This is a genomic window from Anabaena sp. UHCC 0253, from assembly GCF_009712085.1.
In the GTDB taxonomy this organism is placed as follows: domain Bacteria; phylum Cyanobacteriota; class Cyanobacteriia; order Cyanobacteriales; family Nostocaceae; genus Dolichospermum.
The window spans coordinates 226,302-248,669 of record NZ_VILD01000007.1; the positions used below are offsets into that span (position 1 = coordinate 226,302).

Genomic DNA, 22,368 nt, shown 5'->3' on the forward strand with positions numbered 1-22,368 from the left:
AAAAACTGAAAATACCAAAATGATGATCCTAAAATGGATGTATAGGTGTAGGTATCGGTGGATGTGTGGGGGTTGGTACGGATGTAGGTGTAGGGGTTGGTACGGGTGTAGGTGTAGGTGCTGGAACGAGTATAGTCGGGTTTTGTTTAGCAAATATGACTTGTGATGTCGTTATGTCTTGAGAATTTTTGAATATTGCAACGAAAGCGGTAGTTCCCAAAAATGCTAATAGAGTTATTGATGCTATACGCTTCATATTTTTATCCTTGTCACAACTTATGTCATCCTATTTTGCTATATCTTAAACCCTTAGATATCTTGCTATAGGTATTTTGACTTATGCAACTTTAGAGATAAAAATTGATTTAGAAAAATGTATCAATTTGCTGTTTTTCTAAAATGCCAAGAATGATATTTGCGTCTATTTGATGTCTAAATTTACTTATTCACTACCTGAAAAAAATAATGGTAAAACAAATGCGGCGATAATTCCCCCCAATACAATCACCTCAATTATTTTCAATAATAAACTACCCCCCATAAACTGATTAATTTCTCCTTGAATATTATGAGAGAAATTATTTAACCAACCACGCAAACGAGTGTACCAGTTAGCAGGACTATCTTCTGCGCGGAATTCCCATGATATTATTGATATTAATAATGGCACACCACCAACTTTAGCTGACATCAAGACATGAACTGCTAAAAAGCAGATCATGATTACCCAAGCTATTAGATGAAGATAATACCAAATATGATCAAGTTCTCCTATAGGTAGCCATTCTTCTTTCATCATTCTGCCAGATATTACTGCCAAAACAGCAGCAATTAGGATTTTAGTATTTACTAAACGTTGCAGACTTATCCACCAAATTGGTTTACCGAATTGAGTTAGATTTTGGATTGAGTCTGGTTGTAGTAAGCGTCTTTTTCCAGCATGAAAGCTATAAAGTGCAAAGAATGGCAGTAAAATCAAGAAAAATACTGCTAATGTCCCATGAATATCTTGTATTGGATTAATTTTGGGAATTGGAATATATCCAAATCTTTTGTCAAAAGTATTGTAAACTAAGAATCCGCTAATAATTGCACCAATTACTAAAACTCCGCTGATACCATGCAGGATTCGCAATATCAAGGGTTGATAAGGGGCTGAACGATTCATAAGCTGATATTGTAGTTTTTAAGAAGGTTAATTTTGATGTAGATATAAAATATAAAATTTATATTATCACGTCTCAAACATCGGAAACAATGAATATCAAAAGTCCTCTCCGTTATCCTGGTGGAAAGTCAAGAGCAGTCAAGCAAATCTCTGAATATTTACCTGAAAAGTTTTCTGAATTTCGAGAACCTTTTGTTGGTGGTGGTTCTGTCTTTATTTACTTAAAACAAAAATTCCCTAATTTAAAGATTTCTATTAATGATTTAAACCAGGAATTATTTCTATTCTGGCATTTTACTCAATCTGATTTATCGAAATTAGTTTCTGAAATTCGTCAAATTAAAGAAAACTCAAAAGATGGGAAATTACTATTTACCCAATTAGCGAGTGTAGATGTGAATACTTTATCAGATTTAGAAAGAGCAGTGCGCTTTTTTGTTCTTAACAGAATTACATTTTCGGGAACTATAGAATCAGGTGGATTTTCTTTAGAGTCTTTTCATACAAGATTTACACATTCATCAATAGATCGTTTGCAGAAGTTAGAAAACATATTAACGACAGATATTAAAATTACTAACTTAGATTATAGTCAAATTTTAAATATGGGTGGCAATGATGTATTTATATTTTTAGATCCCCCCTATTTTAAAGCTGAAAAATCTAAACTGTATGGGAAAAGAGGAAATTTACACACTGGTTTTGATCATCTCAGATTTGCAGAAATTTTAAAAGAATGCCCTCATCAGTGGCTAATTACCTATGATGATTCTCCAGAAATTAGAGATAATTTTCATTGGGCAAATATCCTAGAATGGGAATTACAGTATGGGATGAATAATTATAAACAGAAAAAAGCTGAAAAAGGCAAAGAACTATTTATTAGTAATTATAAAATTAACCAATATTCAGAAAAATCTCAACTTACGGCTTAAACACCATATAGCAGTTATCACTAGGATAAAATACAATCGAGGGCGCAGACCCTGCGCCCCTACAGAGTTTGCGATTGGCTGACTGGATCTCACTAAATAAGATCAAAACATCTCTTTCTTCTCTTCCTCTGTGTCCTCTGCGCCTCTGCGGTTCGTTCTCTTCGCATCAAATAGCCACTAAAAGCGATCGCGCGAAACAGATAACCATTTTTCGGTAAAATCACATCCAGTGTCATAAAAAACCGCAGCATGGATTCTACTATTTGGTCTAACTTACTCAAACAATTATTAGAACGTCAATCATTAACCCGCACACAAGCAGCCGAATTGATGCAAGGATGGATTAATGAAGCGATTCCCCCAGAACTATCAGGGGCAATTTTAATGGCTTTGAACTTCAAAGGTGTTTGTGCTGAAGAATTGACAGGAATGGCGGAAGTATTAAAATCTCTATCTTCTGTACCGAGAGCTAAGAGCGGGGAAACCCCGCCCCTACGGTTAATTGATACTTGTGGTACTGGTGGTGATGGAGCATCAACATTTAATATTTCCACAGCGGTGGCTTTTGTAGTTGCAGCGGCTGGTATACCTGTGGCTAAACATGGTAGTCGTTCAGCTTCTAGCCTGACGGGAAGTGCTGATGTTTTAGAAGCATTAGGAATTAATTTGACTGCTACGAGTGAAAAAGTTCAAGCAGCAGTAGAGGAGGTAGGAATTACATTTTTATTTGCCCCTGGTTGGCATCCAGCACTTAAAGCTGTTGCCCCATTACGGCGAAATCTCAAGGTGCGAACAGTGTTTAATTTACTAGGTCCCCTGGTAAATCCCCTATCTCCCACCGGTCAGGTAATTGGTGTATTTGATCCCCAACTGATAGAAACCATTGCAGAAGCTTTAAATCAATTGGGGACACAAACAGCTATTGTTCTGCATGGGAGAGAAAAATTAGATGAGGCTGGTTTAGGGGATATTACCGATTTGGCAATATTAAGCAATGGTCAAGTACACTTATCCATTGTTGATCCTGATGAAGTAGGCGTGACACCTGCCCCTATTACGGCTTTAAAAGGTGGCAATGTAGAAGCAAATGCAGTCATTCTCAAGGAAGTTTTGCAAGGGAAGGGGACAATAGCGCAGCAGGATATAGTGGCGCTTAATGCTTCCCTTGCGTTACAGGTAGCTGGTGCAGTTCCTTTGCTAAATCATGCCCAAGGGGTGACTGTAGCTAGGGAAATATTACAAAGCGGTAGCCCCTGGAAAAAGCTGGAGGATTTGGTTCAATTCCTACAGAATTAACTTCATTGATTTGGGGACGGAATTCGACAACATGGCGTTTGATAGTGACATCGTGATTACCAAAAAAGTCATGCCCTAATAGTCCTGTATCTAATTCTGTACCAGCGATCGCTACTGGGACTTTATTGATCATCATCCCTCCGGCTTCCATTGAATCTAGATAGCCAATGGCAAATTCTACAGCTTTAGCACTAGCGGTATTAGCTCTAGTTTTTCCCACGGGTACTACTCCCAAAGCCACTGCTGTCCTCTGGGTAATCACAGTCCCACTAGCCCCTGTATCTACAATCATCTCAAATCGCTGTGTACCATTAAAAGTAACTTCAATAATTGGTGTTTTACCAATGCGTCGCTTAATTGGGGCAATAAATACCTCATTGTGATAGGGAGCGATCGCCAATGCAGGAGAAGTTGGTTTTAATAATGATGGTTTTTGAGCTTTGATGACGGGATGGGGAGAAACTGTAACGCTAGTTTGTGCTTTGGGAACTTCAATTACGACAGTTTTAGGCTCAGTAATGGAAGATATCCAATTGCGAGGTTGAGCTTTTTGGCGAGCAAGTGCAATTTGACGGTTATATTCAGCGATTTTGCGTTGAGCAAAGGGAAAATTGGGACTATCGCGCCGGACTTTTTTCATGAAAGCGATCGCCTCTTGGAACTGATTCATCACCAAATTCCAATCATCTGCTGTATTTGCCGATTTGCTGATACTTTTAGCACCAGCGGCTTTACTGAGTGCCATTTCAAAAGCACTTAATTGAGTGGGCGCAGGTTTTAGAGGCTTCGATGCTGGTTTAACTTGACTAGAAGGCTTGATCGCTGCCAAACTCCCAGTTGATAAAGATTGTTTAGATCCAACAGGTGCTGTTGTTTGCTGGTTTTGTTCACAAGCAACAGTCAAAACCGCTAAACTAACGAAACAAGAAATGAGGGCTGTACGGGACAAAAAAGACTGAAGCATATTAAATGTTTTAACCGCCCTGGCTGCTCTTTCCAAGTGTACTCTCCCCACAGAATTAAAGATGCTCTACTTCTACTGTTTAACCATTTAATTTTTAATTAATTCCCGTCTCAAATCTAAAGACCTTAACTCATGGGATAATAAACAGTCGCAGTCGCAAACTGGGGCAAAAATTAATTCAAAATAGCCTAACGACACAATTCGCGCCTACAAAAAAACTTTTACTTATCCCCAGTCCCCGAAGAGGCAGAGGGGAAGGGGGGCAGGGAGCAGGGGGAACAAGCCTTTCCTCTGTGCGCGGAGCGAAGCAGAGCAGGGGTAAGAAGCTTTGTCCCAGTCTCCCCCTCCCCCGCTCCCCCGCTCCCCTGCTCCCCCGCTTCTTTTGACCAGCCCCCTATTCCCCAATTACCTATGTCCCTGTCTGACGCAATACCAGCTTTACTTGTTTTAGCAGATGGATCTTCTTATCGCGGTTGGTCTTTCGGTGCTACAGAAACCGCCATTGGAGAAGTCGTATTTAATACGGGTATGACCGGATATCAGGAAGTATTAACTGATCCTAGTTATTGCGGTCAAATTGTCATTTTTACCTATCCAGAATTAGGTAATACTGGCATTAATTCCGAAGATGAAGAATCCGCTAAACCCTATGTCAAGGGAGCGATCGCTCGGAACATTTGTCACAAACCTAGTAACTGGCGTTCCAGCCAATCCTTACCAAATTACCTCCAACAGCATCGCGTCCCCGGCATATACGGCATAGATACCCGCGCTATCACCCGGAAAATTCGCACAGTTGGAGCAATGAATGGCGGCATTTCTACAGCAATTCTCGACGAAGTAGAATTGTTAGAAATGGTACAAGCTGCTCCCAACATGACAGGATTAAATCTGGTTAAAGAAGTAACGACACCAGCAGTTTATGAATGGCATGAAGCCACCACCACCCCTTGGGAATTTAACTCCGAAGCGATCGCTAAAATTGGGGAAACATTTACCGTCGTGGCCTTAGACTTTGGCGTAAAGCGGAATATCTTGCGTCGTCTAGCCAGTTATGGTTGTCGCGTCATAGTTGTTCCTGCCGATACACAACCAGAAGAAATTCTCAAATACAATCCAGATGGTATCTTCCTCTCCAACGGTCCAGGAGACCCCGCAGCAGTAACAGAGGGTATCACCACCACTAAAGCCCTGCTCTCAAGTCAAAAACCAATATTTGGCATTTGCATGGGACACCAAATTTTAGGTCATGCTCTTGGCGCAGAAACCTTTAAACTAAAATTTGGACATCGGGGTTTAAATCAACCTGCTGGCTTAAAACAACGAGTGGAAATTACCAGCCAAAATCACAGTTTTGCCATTGATCCAGACTCCTTACCAACGGCAACCGTTGAGATCAGTCATTTGAATCTCAATGATTTGACAGTCGCTGGAGTCCGTCATAAGTCTCTACCTGTGTTTTCTGTTCAGTATCATCCAGAGGCCAGTCCTGGACCCCATGATGCTGATTACTTGTTTGAGCAGTTTGTGATCCAAATGCAAGCAACACGGCAAGCAACGAGCGGAGCGAGTAACGCCTAGCTTGAGTAAAAATAAAAAATGTCATGATGGTAATTGGTAAAAATCTTTGCCAACCCCCAACCAAGACAACTTGCTCACAAACCATCTATACTGGAACGTTTACTTTTAGTAAAAAAAATGAGGAGGAAATTATAGCTGAACCACTAAATCTAACCGTGAGCCTGAGAGGTACACGCGAAGTCCGGGATAACTGTCAGCTATTCCGCCTCACAGGTTTATTAGACGCTTTTTCTGAGCCGACATTTCGTAAGGTACTTGGCAGTAAAATTGATGAAGGCCCAAAAAACATAATTTTGGATCTTTCACAAATAGACTTTGTAGACAGTTCGGGCTTGGGTGCGCTAGTACAACTAGCCAAACAGGCTCAAACAGCTAAAGGCACTTTGCAAATTGTCACTAATGCCCGTGTTACCCAAACGGTTAAGCTTGTTCGCTTGGAGAAGTTTCTCGCCCTACAAGTTTCAGTTGATGCAGCCCTAGAAAACATCACAGCATCTTGATTGCTTAACTGGAAAATCTGAATTAGGCTATCCGATGTTAAATCTGGATAGCTTAATTTTTGCCTATAGGAAAAATCTATCTCTTCACAGTAACTACTTAACATCTATTTAATGTATTATGTTGAAGGTTAAATAAAATTGAACTACTCGCGGCAGTCCCTACCCTCAATGTACCCATAGGGTAGGGGTTAGAGCGGGTTATTGCAGCGAAGCGAAAATAACCAATCTTTCTATTCTACAGATTTTAAACAGAGGGTAAATATTTACTGTGGCGATAAGACGTATGACTTTCCGGTTATATCCAAATCAGACAACTGAATCGAAATTGCGGTATCACCGGAAGTTACATAAAGACTTGTATAACGCCGCAGTCAATAACAGGTTTACCCAATATCAAAAGTTTAACCACAAGGTTGATTATTTTGAGCAACAAAATTGTTTGCCAGCGTTTAAAGAAGTCTGGGTAGAATACAAAGAGCTTCCTAGCCATGCTTTACAGGCGACTTTAAAGCGGGTTGATTTTGCTTTTGAACGCTGGTTTAAAGGGTTGGGTAAACGCCCTAGATTCAAATCAATCAGGCATTATTCGGGGTGGACATATCCAGATTCTGCTGGGTTTAAAGTAGAATCTAATGGCGAGAATGGGTATCTGAATCTATCCAAAATTGGCAAGATTCAAATGCGTGGACAAGCCAAATATTGGGGGAAACCTACTACTTGCACTATTGTTTTTCGCAATGGCAAATGGTACGCCTCTATAACAGTTAATGTTTTAGAGCAAGCCCTAAAACCAAAAACTTTACCCATTGGTGCGGTAGGAATTGATTTAGGGTGTAAATCAGCATTATCAATTACCGACGGGGAAAATCATCAACAAATTGATGCCCCTAAGTTTTATAGAATTGCTGAACAGAAAATCAAAAAAGCTTCTAAGGAGAAGAGACGTAAACGCGCACCAAATAGAAACAAAAAAATCAAAGCTTCTAGAAGATATAAAAAAGCCCAATTGAAAGTTAGTAAACTAGTCGCACGAGTTGCTAATCAACGTCAAGACTGGGTACATCAAGTTGCAGTAGAAATAATCGGCAGTAATAGCTTCATTGCAACGGAAAAACTAGAAGTTAAGAATATGACTAGTAAAGCGAAAAAAGGTAAGCGCAAAAAGCAAAAAGCTGGGTTAAATAAATCAATTCTTGACGTGGGTTTTGGGATGCTTAGAGCATCTATTAAATACAAAGTAGAACAAATTGGTGGTGTCTTCGTGGAAGTCCCAACCCGTCAAGTCAAACCCAGTCAAACCTGTCCAAAATGCGGAAATCAGCACAAGAAAACACTCGATAAACGAGAGCATCAGTGTGGTGTTTGTGGGTATGTTCAGGACAGGGATATTGCTGCTGCTGAGGTCATGCTTTATTGGGCAAAAGGCACTCTACCGGGGTTAGGAACTAGCCTCGTAGACGCTGATCTTTCTGGCTCTACTTCACGCACCCGCAAAAAAGCGGGAAGCATGAGGCAACTAGGGGAAAAGAAGCGTCAAAAATCTCAAGGGGACTTTGCTAATAACAAACTAGAGGATGTAGAAACCTCTAGTTCAAGCGAAGCTAACTAGAGGTAGTTCATATTACTATAGATATAGCAATCCTAAATCTTTGGTAAAGAAATACCGTATTTGTTGCGTGTTCATAGTTTCATTTTCTCTATTAAACTTATCCGTGAATTAGTTTACGTCCTTGATAAATCAAGGTTTGTTGTGAATTTACAGATGTGTCTATTAGTAAATATACAGTTCCCATAACACCACTATGGCTTTACCTCTCCCAGCCAAAAATACTGGGAAGTATAATCCTGAATCATTCGGACAATCTGCTAAATAGCTTGAAAAGTTGTTGTGTTCAGCTAACTGACAAGAACAACTCCCAAGAGTTCAGAAAACAAGATCAGTAATTTTTGGTAATTTTTGCTAGTTTGGAATATGCTAGGTACGCGAACATTACTTTTGCAATTAGAGCAATGTTTGTGAAAATTATCTCTCAATGTAGTGCTTTATTAAGGAATGATTAATCTGTGAAGTCCAAGGAGGAAACAGGCCAAAATGGAGAAGATGAAACTGTCATGCAGGATTCATCAGATATTGACCCATGGTTGATAAATACAACGCAACTACCCCAGCAAATATCCTCAGATCAAATAAAACAGATATCTCCTTCTGCCTTAGCCTACTTGGGAGATGCAATTTATGAACTATATGTTAGAATGTTTTACCTGTGGCCACAACAGCGACTGGAAAATTACCATCGTTCAGTAGTGGATCAGGTAAGAGCAGAAACACAAGCGATACATTTGCGAATGTTAACTCCTTACTTGAGGAGTAACGAATTAGAAATTGTTCGCAGAGGTCGTAACTCTGCCACGGTTCGTCATAAACGACTGAATCCCGAAATTTATCAACAAGCAACTAGTTTAGAAACCTTAGTTGGCTACTTATATCTTACTGATTACCCCCGTTTAACCGAATTATTACAAAAACTCCATCTAGAGAAATAGTAAAAAGCTACATCTGGTGATAGGAAACTGATTTGTAATGGTTCATTAAATTGATGTCATCGGGCTGTTCACTCATCTAAATAAAACCTCAATACTCATATGACAAGTCAACCCAAAAAATACAATAATAGTGGCGAATCTAAGCGTGGTCAACCTGTGAAAATTAAAGGTAAGCGCGTTGTCCCTCACCCTATCCGTAATCAAGGCAAAAGTGACGGTAAACCCCGCTCATCTCGCTATTCTTCTGAACAATCCCCAGAAATTAGATTAGACAAGGAAGGGAAACCCTATTCTGCGAAACCTCGCTCATCTCGCTATTCTTCTGAACAATCTCCAGAAATTAGATTAGCGAAGGAAGGGAAATCCTATTCTGCAAAACCTCGCTCATCTCGCTACTCTTCTGAGCAATCCTCAGAAATTAGATTAGCAAATGAAGGGAAATCCTATTCTGCGAAACCCCGCTCATCCCGTTACTCTTCTGAACCATCCTCAGAAATCACATTAGCAAATGAAGGGAAATCTTTTTCCAGTAGACATCGTCCCTCTTACCAATCTTTCCAGCAATCTTCAGAAATTACATCTACATCTACATCTACAGAAGAGAGTGATCTCATATACGGTCGTCATCCAGTTTTGACGGCGTTGGAAAATGAACGTAGTATCAACCGTCTTTGGATTACTACCCGTCTCCGTTATGATCCCAGATTTCATCATTTGATTTTGCAAGCTAAGGATAACGGCGCAGTTATTGATGAAGTTGAACCAATGCGGTTAGACCAAATTACTGGTCGGGCAAATCACCAAGGGATAGCTGCTCAAATTGCTCCTTATTCCTATATTGAATTAGAGGATTTGATTAGTCAGGCTAAATCTGTTACTGATCCTGTAATTGTGGTTGCTGATGGGATTACTGATCCCCACAACTTAGGGGCAATTATTCGCACAGCAGAAGCTATTGGCGCTCACGGTCTAGTGATTCCCCAAAGAAGGGCAGCCGGAATTACTTCAACGGTGGTGAAGGTGGCAGCCGGGGCATTAGAAAGCTTTCCTGTCTCTAGAGTTGTAAATCTCGGTCGCGCTTTAGAGCAGTTGAAAGAAGAAGGTTTTTGGATTTACGGGACTGCGGCTACAGGTAGTGAACCATTACAAACTGTTAAATTTAGTGGACCAGTGGTTTTAGTTGTCGGTGGTGAAGGCGAAGGTCTGAGTATGTTGACACAACGTTCTTGCGATGTTTTAGTGTCCATTCCCTTACAGGGCAAGACTCCTAGCCTTAATGCTTCGGTAGCAACTGGTATGGCACTTTACGAAATTTATCGTCAAAAATCGCTAAATACACTGTACCTTGATAAATTACAGACAATTTCTTTGAAAAAAGAATAGTAAAAGAGTATAAAGAAATGTAAAAGACAAAAAATCTAACATATTCTCACACACCCAGTCACACGTTTATAAATCGGCGAAAACCATGAAAACGATTTGGCATAACTTCCAAGAAGGGTTGATTAATACATTAAATGGACTCGGCCTTGCTTGGTGGGTAGAAATTGTTACGCAGAACCCTCGGTGTACATACTACTTCGGACCATTTTTCAGTTCCGTGGAAGCGGACTCAGCAAGTAAAGGCTATATAGAAGATTTAGAAATTGAAGGAGCGCAGGGCATTATAGTTAATATCAAACGCTGTAAACCTAGTGTTTTGACAATTGCTGAAGATTTGGGGGAATGGATTGACCGTAAAGTAAAGCCTGTCTTTAGCGGTCAGTTATAGTCTAATTACCAATTCCATAGGCTGTTATCGTTCCTAGGCCAATCCTGGGAACGAACTACACCTAGTCTAGGGCTTGTAGAAAAAGTCTTTTCGTTAGGAGAAGGTGACAGGTGACAGGGAAGAAGGAGATCAGAATGGTCTTGAATCTGGGTTATTAAGCGTTGTTAGTTGTCAATTGTCAATTGTTAATTATATTGCTTACGCCACGCTACGCTATCAGCAAACCTTAGTCTAAACTTTTATTACCTGGGCGTTGGTTGCTAACCAATGATCTATGTCCCCTAGTAATTGCTGGGGTATTTCCCATGGAAAGAGATGGGCAGTATTGGGGTAACACTGCCATTGAGAATTTGTGAGGTGTCGGGCTGTTTCTAAACTGGCATCGGCCGTGATGTGTCGGTCTTGTTCACCAGCAAGAATTAAGCTGGGACATTGAATTTTCCAGAGATCGGGAATGCGATTATAACCTGCTCTAATGGCGCTGTAGAGAGCATTAGTAGCCGCAGGAGAGGTTTTTAAATAGGCTGGTACGGCATCCCTAGCTATGTAACTGTAGGCTGTGGATGTGTGTTGTTGAATTAAGTAGCGAAAGAGCGATCGCTTGCCGAAAGTATCAATATTCCATTGCCAACTAGGTTTTAGATAATTCAATATGCCAGCAATGCCTGTATAAACATTGTCTTGCCAAGAAATCCGGGGATGATTGCCCCAAGGTCTAGCCGCGGTGGCGACAAGAATTAAGCCAGTCACCCGTTGCGGTAGACGCATTGCTAGTTCCATCGCCAAAATCCCCCCTAGTGACCATCCCAATACTAGGCATTTTTCTATTTCTAATTGGTCTAACAGGGCTTCTAGGTCATATAAATGATCTTGCATCTCAAATTTACCCTGAAACTGACTTTTGCCATATCCGCGCAAGTCTGGGGCGATAGTTTGATAGCGTTTTGATAAATGATTGGTAAAGATGGAGAGGCTACGTCCAGATCCAGGATGACCATGTAAACCAAGAATGGGAAATCCTTGACCTTGGATGTAGAAATTAAGTGGTACAGCCTGAGATGTGCGGTAGCTGCGATCGCCGAAGGCATCACCCATAAATCCCCATTTGCAGTTTTATTTTTCCCTATAACCACCGGCGTAAGTAATAACACACATACTGCCATAAGTGGTGTGATTGCCGTAAGCAACACCAGTTACCTGAAAAGCTGGGTTAAAGATATTTGTCCGATGTCCACGGGATGGGACACCATCATCAATAATTAATTGCATAACAATATCTTGGGCAGTTTTCGTACCATAGCTGATATTTTCTCCAGCGGTGCTTTGCCATTGACCATAGCGATTCATCCGGGTAAAGGGATCGCTACCGTCACTACCATTATGACCGATCCCACCTTTTAAACCTTGATCTTTGACGTGATCTTTTGCAGCTAAAGACATTCCTGTGGAGGCATTTAATACAAGAATAGGAGCGGCTGATTTCAAAAAGGCGATCGCCTCATCAACAGCTATGATCCCTTCTTGGGTTTGTAAATAAGAATTTTCAGCGACTTTGACCTTAGTCCCTTGAAATAGCTGTTTCCAGCTTTCTAAAATCGGTAAATATGTTGCAGGATTTGTCCTTACCAGATTCATTTCTGCAATTACTTTTTGTTCCAAATCTGAAATCATGGTCAAATTTTGTTCAGTCATTGATTATCTAAAGTAACAGTATAAACGTCATAGATTAATCATAAAGCCTATGTAGATCCAAGTTAGATGTAATTTTCCTGATAATTTTGAATTTGGTAAATTTACCATTAAAAGAAATAAAACGCCTATTCTACAAAAAATCCCCCACCTTGCGGCAGGGGATTTTTTTTTACTTACCTAAAATCAGTAGTCAGGATCAACCAAACTTACCAGCAGTAGAGGCAATGAGGAATGCTGCGTAGGTGACAATGTAGCCAACTGTGAAGTGAGCTAAACCAACCACACGAGCTTGAACAATGGAGAGAGCAACGGGCTTGTCTTTCCAGCGAACCAAGTTAGCTAGAGGAGTACGCTCGTGCGCCCAAACCAAGGTTTCAATTAACTCTTGCCAGTAACCTCTCCAAGAGATGAGGAACATGAAACCAGTTGCCCAGATTAGATGTCCGAAGAGGAACATCCAAGCCCAAACAGACAGGTTATTCATGCCGTAGGCGTTATAACCGTTAATCAACTGAGCAGAGTTAGCCCAGAGGTAGTCACGGAACCAGCCCATCAAATAGGTAGAGTTTTCGTTGAACTGAGCAACGTTACCTTGCCAAATACCTAGATGTTTCCAGTGCCAGTAGAAAGTTACCCAACCAATGGTGTTTAACATCCAGAACATGGACAGGTAGAAAGCGTCCCATGCGGAGATATCGCAAGTACCGCCACGGCCGGGACCGTCGCAGGGGAAGGCATAACCGAAGTCCTTTTTATCGGGCATCAGTTTAGAACCACGAGCATCCAAAGCACCCTTAACGAGTACCAAGGTGGTGGTGTGGATAGCCAAAGCGAAAGCGTGGTGAACCAAGAAATCGCCAGGACCAATTGTTAAGAAGAGGGAGTTGGTGCCAGAGTTGATGGCTTCCAACCAGCCACCTAACCAAACATTGCCGTAGTTAGGATAAGCTGTGTAAGCAATACTATCGGGATTAGACAGCAATGTGTCTAAGCCGTAGAGAACTTTACCGTGAGCAGCTTGAATGAATTGAGCAAATACTGGCTCAATCAAAATTTGCTTTTCAGGAGTACCGAAAGCTACAACTACGTCGTTGTGAACGTACAAGCCCAAGGTGTGGAAGCCCAAGAAGAGAGATACCCAGCTAAGGTGGGAAATGATCGCTTCTTTGTGCTGCAAAATTCGGTCAAGAACGTTGCCTTTGTTTTGTTCGGGATCGTAGTCACGGACCCAAAAGATTGCTGCGTGAGCAAAAGCACCAACCATCAAGAAACCAGCGATGTACTGGTGGTGTGTGTACAGGGCTGCCTGTGTTGTGTAATCCTTAGCGATAAAAGCATAAGGAGGCAGAGCGTACATATGCTGCGCTACCAAGGAACAAATTGTTCCCAAAGATGCCAAAGCTAATGACAACTGGAAGTGCAGGGAGTTGTTGATGGTGTCGTAAAGACCTTGGTGAGGCAGGTTGAACTGACCTTCACTTTTGCTACCGGGAATTAAACCGGATTTGGAGTTCAGCATTTCTTTGATGCTGTGACCAATTCCGAAGTTAGTCCGGTACATATGACCAGCGATGATGAACAAAACTGCGATCGCCAAGTGGTGGTGAGCCATGTCAGTCAGCCACAAGGATTCTGTTTGGGGGTGGAAACCGCCCAAGAAGGTGAGAATCGCAGTCCCAGCACCAGTGGAAGTACCAAATATCTGGCCAGCGGTGTCAGGGTTTTGAGCATAAACGCCCCAGTTACCTGTAAAGAAGGGGGTTAAACCTTCTGGATGGGGGGCTACAGTTAAGAAGTTATCCCAACCCACGTGGATACCGCGAGATTCAGGAATAGCAACGTGAACCAAGTGACCAGCCCAAGCCAAAGAACTAACACCAAATAAAGCAGATAAGTGGTGGTTCAGGCGGGGTTCAGCACTCTTAAACCAAGAGAGGCTAGGACGGAACTTGGGTTGTAAATGTAACCAACCAGCAAACAGGAACAATGCTGACAACAGGAGCAAACCAACTGAACCAGTGTATAGTTCTGTGTTTGTCCGCATCCCGATGGTGTACCACCAGTGGTAAACACCGGAGTAAGCAATGTTTACAGGGTTGTTTGCACCAGCTTGGGTGAAAGCTTCAATTGCCGCATCACCGAAATGAGGGTCCCAAATCGCATGGGCGATAGGACGGACGTGAAGGGGATCTTTAATCCACTGTTCAAAGTTACCTTGCCAGGCTACGTGGAACAGGAGGCTGGATGCCCACAGGAAGATGATTGCCAAGTGACCGAAGTGCGTAGCGAAAATCTTTTGGTAAAGATTCTCTTCCGTCATGCCATCGTGGCTTTCAAAGTCGTTGCCTGTAGCGATCGCATACCAAATCCGACGAGTAGTCGGGTCCTGTGCGAGATCCTGGCTAAATTTTGGAAATTTTGTTGCCATAGGTGTGATCTGTCCTCTGACCTTTAGCCATTATTTGTCAGTAAAATTTTAGATTCTAGATTTTGGATTTTGGATTAAATCTTAAAATCCAAAATCCTTTCAGGTTTGGCAGTCGCTCATGGGGGAAACCCCCAAGACCGCGCTGCCTCACCAAAATTCCACTGATTTTTATCCTACTGAAAGGATGTGTGCGTGGAAGAATGCCCAAGTGGTGGCAATTCCTCCTAATAGGTAGTGAGCCACACCTACAGCCCGACCTTGAGTGATGCTCAGTGCGCGAGGCTGAATTGTTGGTGCTACTTTCAGTTTATTGTGCGCCCATACAATGGACTCAATTAGTTCTTGCCAGTAGCCACGACCACTGAACAGGAACATTAAGCTGAACGCCCAAACAAAGTGAGCGCCTAAGAACATTAGTCCGTAAGCGGACAATTCTGTGCCGTAGGAGTTGATTACTTGTGTAGCTTGCGCCCACAAGAAGTCACGTAACCAACCGTTAATGGTGATTGCACTTTCTGCAAAGTTACCACCAGTAATGTGATTTACTGTGCCATCTGGATCTACTGTTCCCCATACGTCAGATTGCATCTTCCAACTAAAGTGGAAAATTACAATTGATAAGGAGTTATACATCCAGAAGAGTCCGAGGAAGATATGATCCCAACCGGAAACTTGGCAAGTACCACCACGACCTGGACCATCGCAAGGGAATCGGAAGCCTAAGTTAGCCTTGTCTGGAATCAGACGAGAACTGCGGGCGTACAATACACCTTTGAGCAAGATGAGAACAGTAACGTGAATGGTGAAGGCGTGAATGTGATGAACCAAGAAGTCCGCTGTACCCAAAGCAATGGGCATCATAGCGATCTTTCCGCCTACAGCTACCATACCGCCACCAAAAGCATGACTAACTACTTGAAGAGCGTTAGGTGCTGTGTTGCCGGGAGCTAGTGTATGCAAGTTTTGCACCCACTGAGCAAATACTGGTTGCAATTGAATTGCACTGTCGGAGAACATATCCTGGGGACGACCCAAGGCACGCATGGTGTCATTGTGGATGTACAAACCAAAGCTGTGGAAGCCGAGGAAAATACAAACCCAGTTGAGGTGAGAAATGATAGCGTCGCGGTGACGAATCACCCGGTCTAACACGTTATTTTGGTTAACTACGGGATCATAATCGCGCACCATGAAGATGGCTGCGTGAGCAGCACCACCAACAATCAAGAAACCACCGATCCAAATATGGTGAGTGAAGATACACAACTGAGTAGCGTAATCAGTTGCCAAATAAGGATAGGGAGGCATCGCGTACATATGATGCGCGATGATGATTGTCAAAGAACCTAAGAAAGCTAGGTTAGTAGCTAACTGAGCGTGCCAAGAGGTGGTCATATTTTCATAAAGACCTTTGTGACCTTCGCCAGTGAAAGGACCTTTATGATTTTCGAGGATTTCTTTAATGCTGTGACCAATACCCCAGTTGGTACGGTACATATGACCAGCAACGATGAACAGTACAGCGATCGCTAAGTGGTGATGAGAAATGTCAGTCATCCACAAGCCGCCTGTTACAGGGTTCAGCCCGCCTTTGAAGGTCAAAATATCAGCGTAAGTTCCCCAATTCAATGTGAAGAAAGGTGTCAAACCGCTGGCAAAGCTGGGATACAGATTTGTCAACAATTCTTTATTCAAAATGAACTCGTGGGGCAAGGGGATGTCCTTAATCGCCACACCTGAATCTAACAGCTTGTTGATTGGTGCAGACACATGGATTAAGTGACCAGCCCATCCCAACGAACCACAGCCTAGCAACACTGATAAGTGGTGATTCAGCATTGACTCCACATTCTGGAACCATTCCAGTTTAGGAGCGCGTTTGTGGTAGTGAAACCAGCCAGCAAATAAGAACAAGCCTGCTAATACTAAGCCGCCAATTGCAGTTACATACAGTTGGAAGGAGCTAGTAATACCCCAGCCACGCCATACTTGAAACAAGCCAGAGGTGATTTGAATGCCGCGGAAACCGCCGCCCATATCACCGTTTAAAATGTCTTGTCCAACGATAGACCAAACTGTTTGGGCGCTGGGCTTGATGCCTAATGGATCAGCCAGCCAAGCTTCGTAGTTGGAGAACTTAGCACCGTGGAACAACATCCCGCTCAACCAGATTGCTACTACAGCCAAATGGCCGAAGTGAGCGGCGAATATCTTGCGAGAGATGTCTTCTAAATCACTTGTATGTGTATCAAAATCGTGGGCGAGGGCATGGAGGTTCCAAATCCAAGTTGTGGTCTTTGGACCTTTGGATAAGGATCTGTCGAAATGTCCTGGCTTTGCCCATTTTTCAAATGAGGTAGGAACCGGGTCATTGTCAACGATCACTCGTGCTTTTTTTTCCTCTCGCTCCGGAGGACTAATCGTCATTCGACCTCCTCTCTATAAGGAATGGGGAATCATGAATACCACCTAGAGTTACATAGTCGCAGTTTTCCGATTTCTCTGAAAAAGCGATGAACTTGCCGTGTGGAAAAGAAAAGTTGTTTCTGTTGAATTATAGAGTGTGAACTTGCACATTGTCAGAGACATTTTAACAATAATTTAAAATCGCCAATTTTATTGCCTAATTTGCTTTACAAGTTCCTATTCATTGCCAAAAGTCAATAGACTCTTCATTTAATTTACAAAGAACAACAATTTGTAAAACTTATAGTTGATACGCAAAACAGATGAAACTACTACTGTTTAGCGATTTTTGGCTAAATTTGGCGAGATAAAAGCAACTTTTTGTCCTATGATCAGGTCACAAAAATCACTTATTTGGCATTGTAATCAGAGAAAAGTAGGTAAATTTATAACTTTGGCCATAGATTTATGCTTTCAGTTCATAGTCCATGGGTCATAATTTGCGTCACAATGATTGCGTTAATTGTTAAAAAATATTAACAGAGGAAAACATGAATACTGGGTGTAAAAAAAATTTTGAGCAGCTTTTTTCAAAGAGATTCCCGATTTTCAAATGGGTGATCACATTAGTGCTAGTTGTTATATTAGGCAGTTGTGTTGAATCAGCAAGCAGTCAAGAAGTATTGATGCAAAATCCCGTCAAAGCGATACCTGCCACGAAAATTTCTGGAACATTTGCGGAAACAGCACCACCAGATGTTATCCAAGCATTGCGCCCTAGTTTAGAGGGTTATCAACCCCAAGTCAGCATCCTGAGTCCCCAAGCAGATGAAATTCTCCAAGACAATACAGTTAAAGTCCAGTTAGAAGTTAAGGATTTACCGATATTTAAAGATCCTCAATGGCAACTTGGACCCCATTTACACCTAATTTTAGATAATCAACCTTACATAGCTGTTTACAACTTAAATCAGCCAGTGGTCTTGCCAGATTTATCTCCAGGTACACATACCCTCCGCGTTTTTGCCTCTCGTCCGTGGCATGAAAGTTTTAAAAATGAAGGTGCTTATGCCCAAACCACATTTCATGTTTTGACGAAAACCGAGGACAATAATCCTGATGTTAAGTTACCTCTGCTTACTTACAGTCGTCCCAATGGTGGTTATGGTGCAGAACCAATTATGCTGGACTTCTACCTAACTAATGCACCGTTACATAGTATCGCGGAAACTAATCCTGACGATACAATGAGTAATTGGCGCATTCGTAGCACAGTCAATGGTGAAAGCTTTATTCTTGATCGTTGGCAACCAATTTATCTCAAAGGCTTTCAACCTGGTAAAACTTGGATAAAACTAGAATTCCTCGATAACCAAGGGCAACCTGTGAAAAATGCCTTCAATACCACTATCAGGTTAATTAATTACCAACCCAATGGTCAAGATACCTTGTCAAAAATTGTCAGGGGAGAACTGACAGCGGAACAGGTACGTGGCATTGTAGAACCGAATTATACAACTGAGACTCCAGTTACTGCACCAACTCCAGAACCCAAACTAGAAAAATCGCCAATTCCTGAAGTTAAAGTTCCTGAAGTTACACCAACTCCAGAACCCAAACTAGAAAAATCGCCAATTCCTGAAGTTAAAGTTCCTGAAGTTACACCAGCACCAGAACCCAAAGTAGAAAAATCGCCAATTCCCGAAGTTAAAGTTCCTGAAGTTACACCAGCACCAGAACCCAAAGTAGAAAAATCGCCAATTCCCGAAGTTAAAGTTCCTGAAGTTACACCAGCACCAGAACCCAAAGTAGAAAAATCGCCAATTCCTGAAGTTAAAGTTCCTGAAGTTACACCAGCACCAGAACCCAAAGTAGAAAAATCACCAATTCCTGAAGTTAAATTTACTGAAGTTACACCAGCACCAGATACCCAAACAATGGAAAATCCTAAAGCACAAAAAATTCAAGAGTAATCAGCAAAAAATACTCAGTTGTAAATTTTGAGACAACATTTCCATTAGTGCTAAACCAGCTACAGGATTACCTACGGAATCTAACGCAGGACTGTAGCTGGCGATCGCCGAAGGCATCGCTCCCTGATTTGGTACTATTGCTATTAGTCCACCACCAATACCTGATTTCATAGGTAAACCAATTTTGACAGCATATTCTGGCGAAGCTTCATATAAACCGCAAGTTAACATCACTGCATTCACAATGTGACGGTGTTGATGATTTATTATCTCGCTTTGACAAGCTAATACTTTTCCTAACTTCGCTAAATCTGCCACTCGCCCAGAGATACAACATATTTGTTCATAAATGTCAAGAGCTAATTCACTATTCTTTAAATTCCCGGTTTCGTAGAGATAGTTAGTAATATCTATATTTATCTGAGAACGATTAGCTCGAAGTGAAGCGAGAATATCTACATCTATATATAATTGAGTACCTGCTAATTCATTTAACCATGTACAGAAAAATTGTGTACATTCATTTCCATCCTTACCTGGTAACTTATCAGCGAGAGTAATAGCACCACTATTAATCATAGAATTGCGTGGATATCCATTATCTGCTATTAATTGCGTCAAAGAATTAAAAGGCGTATCCGAAGGTTTAACCCCAACCCATTGTAAAACCTGTTTTGCTCCGAATTGTTCCAATAAATATAGTAAAGAAAATGGCTTAATCACACTCATGAATGGAAACACACAATCTGTATCTCCTAAACTGTAATTTTCTCCTGATTCACAACTTATGTGAACAGCAAATAAGCTAGGATCAACTATAGCTAATGGAGGAATGCGTTCAATAACTTTCCCTTGAGATGATTGGGTTTTTGCTTGTTCTACCCAGATAGATAAATTATGTATATTGATGCTTTTTATGCCTATCAAAAGCCTAATCCTTAAATCGAGATATAAAATTCAAAATGCCGATAATTGCCCGTGTTAGAGCGTCATGAATACCGAAAAACTACAACTTGCTAAGAGTGTTCCAAACAATAAATGATCCAAAACCAGAGATTGCTTCATTCCGCTCCGCTCCATATGGCTAACGCCACGCTCCGCGAACGCAATGACAATTGGGCATTTTTTTACTTGGAATACTCTAAGAGGTTGTTTGCAAATTTTTTTATGTGGGATTTAACACCCGCACATACCCGACTTCTGATCTAATTTATTTATTAATAATCTCAAAAAAGAAGTCGGGAATCTTATTGTTTAATTAACGCCGATACTCATCTCCACAATCACCAATTAATTTATATAAATCCCGTGACTGCTGAGAAACAGCATCTATTTTTCCTATATCTTCAGCATCTAAATTGAAACTAAAGACCTTAGCATTATCTTCTAAATGTTCCGCAATTCCCAACCTTACACCCACAATTACACCACCTACTGCTGGCTGATTTAAAATGTAATTTACAGCCACATTGGCAATACTCACTTGATGTTTATCTGCTATTTGTTTTAGGGTAGCTAGTAACTCTTGAAATAATTGCCAATTACCCCAGTTAACAATCATTTGTTTATATTTTCTCAAGCTTGTGGTGTTGATTTCTGAGCTTTTTGGTTCTGGTTTATCCAAAAATTTTTCTGATAACAAACCACCACAAACACTACCGTAGGCAAATATTTTAATGTTATTCTCTTGACAAAATTTCACCATATTTACTTGTGGTCTTCTGTCAATTAGAGAAAACTGTACTTGATTAGATACTATTTTGATTCCTGCTTCGGTGATAATTTGCAAATGTTCAGTATCAAAATTAGTTAATGCTAAATGTTTAATTTTGCCCTCAGTTTGCAATTCTGCCATATATTTGAGAGCATCTAAATAACTAGAATCTCCATATTCCCACCAATGGAACTGCATTAAATCCAATGATTTAACATCCATTCTTTTCAAAGAAATATCAATATTTTCCTCGACTAGTTTTTTTGTCATCTTTCCAGGACGAGGAACCCATTTTGTAAAAGCTTGAATATTATTTGCAGCTTCTTCTCCACGAGTCGCTATGAATTGACGACGAAACTCACCAATGAAATCTTCTGCTGGTCCATAATGATCTGCTAAATCCCAAGTCGTAAAACCAGCATCAACATATTGAAACATAGACTCAATAGCAGTTTGGGGATTAATGCGTCCATGTCCCCCAGACACTTGCCACATTCCATTTAAAATGCGGCAAATTTTTAAATCAGGGGTAAATTGTAAATAGCTTTCTTCAGGTAAAGTCATATATTTTCGTGTATTGTTATTTCCAATCTTTTTCTGCTTGTTCCAAAACATAAGCTGCAACGGTTTGAATTTCCTCTGTTGTTAAACGATCTTTATAGGCTGACATATTATTTTTACCATTAGTGACGATATTTGCGATCGCTTCTAAAGAATCCATGCCATATTTTTTGAGTGCATTCTTTTTTAAGTTTTTACCACGTCTAATGATGTTTCCTCCATTGATATGACAACCAGCACAATGGAGGCTAAAAATTTCTGTACCATTGGCGGTATCTAAGGCGTTAGCAGGTAAGGTAAAATTGATTGTCCACAAGCAAAATATGCAGAATATCAGTGTTATGATTTTTTTCATAAAGATTCAAAATCAGATGTAAAGCCAACAAATTTTGCACATTCTTCCTGAAAAGATTCTGCTTCACTGACATCTTCAATTTTATATCCCATGATTCTTGTCCCATCTGGCATTTTTTTAGAACCAATTAATTCAGCTTGGTAGTTTTCTACCATTTTCTTAAATTCAGCACCAGACACTTTCCAAGCTTCACTATCACAAGTAATATTGACCCGCCACATAATTAAAATCTATTTATTGACCAATATTGATTATTTCATAAATTGGTAACATTTGATTAAAAAAATTCAGAAAATTCAATTCAGAACTCTGATTTATTAAATAAGTCTGATATCTAAGGGCTATTGTTGTTAATTTACTGCGAACTACCTGAAGATAGATATGATTTTATATCTGTAGGAGGGTGCTAAGGGTAAAAATATTCCGTCATATTGATATTGAATGCAAGTGTTGCTGGATATTGCAGGCACGAACAGGAAA

General features: G+C 40.9%; 20 protein-coding genes. 9 read left to right on the forward strand and 11 right to left on the reverse strand.

The window, feature by feature from the left end:
- Positions 1-28: 28 nt before the first annotated feature.
- Together FJR38_RS19375 and FJR38_RS19380 are read right to left on the reverse strand one after the other, a co-directional pair.
- Positions 29-256 carry a hypothetical protein gene (locus tag FJR38_RS19375; protein WP_168490832.1) on the reverse strand — a complete coding sequence of 76 codons (228 nt, stop codon included), beginning with the start codon at positions 254-256 and terminating at the stop codon, positions 29-31.
- Positions 257-442: 186 nt separating this feature from the next.
- Complete coding sequence (locus tag FJR38_RS19380) at positions 443-1,168, reverse strand: cytochrome b/b6 domain-containing protein (RefSeq protein ID WP_168490830.1); 726 nt, start codon at positions 1,166-1,168, stop codon at positions 443-445.
- A gap of 89 nt (positions 1,169-1,257) precedes the next feature.
- Here FJR38_RS19380 and FJR38_RS19385 point away from each other — a divergent pair, with 89 nt between their 5' ends.
- Together FJR38_RS19385 and trpD are read left to right on the forward strand one after the other, a co-directional pair.
- On the forward strand, positions 1,258-2,103 hold the full coding sequence (locus FJR38_RS19385) for a DNA adenine methylase (RefSeq protein WP_168490828.1): 846 nt from the start codon (positions 1,258-1,260) through the stop codon (positions 2,101-2,103).
- A gap of 249 nt (positions 2,104-2,352) precedes the next feature.
- On the forward strand, positions 2,353-3,399 hold the full coding sequence (gene trpD, locus FJR38_RS19390; RefSeq protein WP_168538847.1) for an anthranilate phosphoribosyltransferase: 1,047 nt from the start codon (positions 2,353-2,355) through the stop codon (positions 3,397-3,399).
- Here trpD and FJR38_RS19395 read toward each other — a convergent pair.
- Positions 3,329-4,363 carry a TIGR02281 family clan AA aspartic protease gene (locus FJR38_RS19395; RefSeq protein WP_168538849.1) on the reverse strand — a complete coding sequence of 345 codons (1,035 nt, stop codon included), beginning with the start codon at positions 4,361-4,363 and terminating at the stop codon, positions 3,329-3,331. The two genes, trpD and FJR38_RS19395, sit on opposite strands and share 71 nt — an antisense overlap.
- Positions 4,364-4,774: 411 nt before the next feature.
- Between FJR38_RS19395 and carA the strand changes: the two genes are divergently transcribed.
- From carA to FJR38_RS19425, 6 genes are all read left to right on the forward strand, one after another.
- Entirely contained in the window at positions 4,775-5,944 is a 1,170-nt protein-coding gene (gene carA, locus FJR38_RS19400; RefSeq protein WP_168538851.1) for a glutamine-hydrolyzing carbamoyl-phosphate synthase small subunit, read from the forward strand.
- A gap of 128 nt (positions 5,945-6,072) precedes the next feature.
- Positions 6,073-6,444, forward strand: coding sequence for an STAS domain-containing protein (locus tag FJR38_RS19405; protein WP_174763489.1), 372 nt, complete (start codon positions 6,073-6,075; stop codon positions 6,442-6,444).
- 268 nt (positions 6,445-6,712) lie between these two features.
- Positions 6,713-8,053 carry an RNA-guided endonuclease InsQ/TnpB family protein gene (locus FJR38_RS19410; protein WP_371418246.1) on the forward strand — a complete coding sequence of 447 codons (1,341 nt, stop codon included), beginning with the start codon at positions 6,713-6,715 and terminating at the stop codon, positions 8,051-8,053.
- Between the two features lie 455 nt (positions 8,054-8,508).
- A complete protein-coding gene (locus FJR38_RS19415) occupies positions 8,509-8,988 on the forward strand; it encodes a ribonuclease III domain-containing protein (protein WP_168490816.1) in 480 nt (159 codons plus the stop codon).
- Between the two features lie 99 nt (positions 8,989-9,087).
- Complete coding sequence (gene rlmB / locus FJR38_RS19420; RefSeq protein WP_174764056.1) at positions 9,088-10,371, forward strand: 23S rRNA (guanosine(2251)-2'-O)-methyltransferase RlmB; 1,284 nt, start codon at positions 9,088-9,090, stop codon at positions 10,369-10,371.
- A gap of 85 nt (positions 10,372-10,456) precedes the next feature.
- Complete coding sequence (locus FJR38_RS19425; protein ID WP_168490815.1) at positions 10,457-10,759, forward strand: DUF1816 domain-containing protein; 303 nt, start codon at positions 10,457-10,459, stop codon at positions 10,757-10,759.
- 231 nt (positions 10,760-10,990) lie between these two features.
- Here the strand turns inward: FJR38_RS19425 and FJR38_RS19430 are convergent, their stop codons facing one another.
- From FJR38_RS19430 to psaA, 4 genes are all read right to left on the reverse strand, one after another.
- A complete protein-coding gene (locus tag FJR38_RS19430) occupies positions 10,991-11,854 on the reverse strand; it encodes an alpha/beta fold hydrolase (protein ID WP_168490814.1) in 864 nt (287 codons plus the stop codon).
- Between the two features lie 18 nt (positions 11,855-11,872).
- On the reverse strand, positions 11,873-12,451 hold the full coding sequence (locus FJR38_RS19435; protein ID WP_168490813.1) for a CAP domain-containing protein: 579 nt from the start codon (positions 12,449-12,451) through the stop codon (positions 11,873-11,875).
- A gap of 196 nt (positions 12,452-12,647) precedes the next feature.
- Positions 12,648-14,879 carry a photosystem I core protein PsaB gene (psaB, locus tag FJR38_RS19440; RefSeq protein WP_168490812.1) on the reverse strand — a complete coding sequence of 744 codons (2,232 nt, stop codon included), beginning with the start codon at positions 14,877-14,879 and terminating at the stop codon, positions 12,648-12,650.
- A 168-nt stretch (positions 14,880-15,047) separates the two neighbouring features.
- Entirely contained in the window at positions 15,048-17,306 is a 2,259-nt protein-coding gene (psaA, locus tag FJR38_RS19445) for a photosystem I core protein PsaA (RefSeq protein ID WP_168490811.1), read from the reverse strand.
- 530 nt (positions 17,307-17,836) lie between these two features.
- Between psaA and FJR38_RS19450 the strand changes: the two genes are divergently transcribed.
- Positions 17,837-19,258, forward strand: a complete 1,422-nt coding sequence (locus FJR38_RS19450) for a hypothetical protein (protein ID WP_168538853.1) — start codon at positions 17,837-17,839, stop codon at positions 19,256-19,258.
- Here the strand turns inward: FJR38_RS19450 and FJR38_RS19455 are convergent, their stop codons facing one another.
- From FJR38_RS19455 to FJR38_RS19470, 4 genes are all read right to left on the reverse strand, one after another.
- The gene (locus tag FJR38_RS19455; protein WP_168490807.1) at positions 19,259-20,185 is read right to left on the reverse strand and encodes a glutaminase; all 927 of its coding nucleotides are present in this window, start codon (positions 20,183-20,185) and stop codon (positions 19,259-19,261) included.
- 331 nt (positions 20,186-20,516) lie between these two features.
- Positions 20,517-21,536 (reverse strand): aldo/keto reductase, encoded by a 1,020-nt coding sequence (locus FJR38_RS19460; RefSeq protein ID WP_168490805.1) that lies wholly within the window; start codon positions 21,534-21,536, stop codon positions 20,517-20,519.
- Positions 21,537-21,552: 16 nt separating this feature from the next.
- Positions 21,553-21,888, reverse strand: a complete 336-nt coding sequence (gene petJ / locus FJR38_RS19465) for a cytochrome c6 PetJ (RefSeq protein ID WP_168538855.1) — start codon at positions 21,886-21,888, stop codon at positions 21,553-21,555.
- On the reverse strand, positions 21,885-22,109 hold the full coding sequence (locus FJR38_RS19470) for a hypothetical protein (RefSeq protein WP_168538857.1): 225 nt from the start codon (positions 22,107-22,109) through the stop codon (positions 21,885-21,887). Before FJR38_RS19470 ends, petJ begins: the two co-directional genes overlap by 4 nt.
- Positions 22,110-22,368 lie beyond the last annotated feature (259 nt).

Excerpts from the sequence above, each read along its gene's own strand:
- rlmB (WP_174764056.1), top strand. The coding sequence starts at position 9,088 with ATGACAAGTCAACCCAAAAAATACAATAATAGTGGCGAATCTAAGCGT.
- trpD (WP_168538847.1), top strand. The coding sequence starts at position 2,353 with ATGGATTCTACTATTTGGTCTAACTTACTCAAACAATTATTAGAACGT.
- FJR38_RS19430 (WP_168490814.1), bottom strand. The coding sequence starts at position 11,854 with ATGGGTGATGCCTTCGGCGATCGCAGCTACCGCACATCTCAGGCTGTA.
- psaB (WP_168490812.1), bottom strand. The coding sequence starts at position 14,879 with ATGGCAACAAAATTTCCAAAATTTAGCCAGGATCTCGCACAGGACCCG.
- FJR38_RS19375 (WP_168490832.1), bottom strand. The coding sequence starts at position 256 with ATGAAGCGTATAGCATCAATAACTCTATTAGCATTTTTGGGAACTACC.
- petJ (WP_168538855.1), bottom strand. The coding sequence starts at position 21,888 with ATGAAAAAAATCATAACACTGATATTCTGCATATTTTGCTTGTGGACA.
- FJR38_RS19395 (WP_168538849.1), bottom strand. The coding sequence starts at position 4,363 with ATGCTTCAGTCTTTTTTGTCCCGTACAGCCCTCATTTCTTGTTTCGTT.
- FJR38_RS19385 (WP_168490828.1), top strand. The coding sequence starts at position 1,258 with ATGAATATCAAAAGTCCTCTCCGTTATCCTGGTGGAAAGTCAAGAGCA.
- FJR38_RS19435 (WP_168490813.1), bottom strand. The coding sequence starts at position 12,451 with ATGACTGAACAAAATTTGACCATGATTTCAGATTTGGAACAAAAAGTA.
- carA (WP_168538851.1), top strand. The coding sequence starts at position 4,775 with ATGTCCCTGTCTGACGCAATACCAGCTTTACTTGTTTTAGCAGATGGA.
- FJR38_RS19425 (WP_168490815.1), top strand. The coding sequence starts at position 10,457 with ATGAAAACGATTTGGCATAACTTCCAAGAAGGGTTGATTAATACATTA.
- FJR38_RS19380 (WP_168490830.1), bottom strand. The coding sequence starts at position 1,168 with ATGAATCGTTCAGCCCCTTATCAACCCTTGATATTGCGAATCCTGCAT.
- FJR38_RS19450 (WP_168538853.1), top strand. The coding sequence starts at position 17,837 with ATGAATACTGGGTGTAAAAAAAATTTTGAGCAGCTTTTTTCAAAGAGA.
- psaA (WP_168490811.1), bottom strand. The coding sequence starts at position 17,306 with ATGACGATTAGTCCTCCGGAGCGAGAGGAAAAAAAAGCACGAGTGATC.
- FJR38_RS19460 (WP_168490805.1), bottom strand. The coding sequence starts at position 21,536 with ATGACTTTACCTGAAGAAAGCTATTTACAATTTACCCCTGATTTAAAA.
- FJR38_RS19470 (WP_168538857.1), bottom strand. The coding sequence starts at position 22,109 with ATGTGGCGGGTCAATATTACTTGTGATAGTGAAGCTTGGAAAGTGTCT.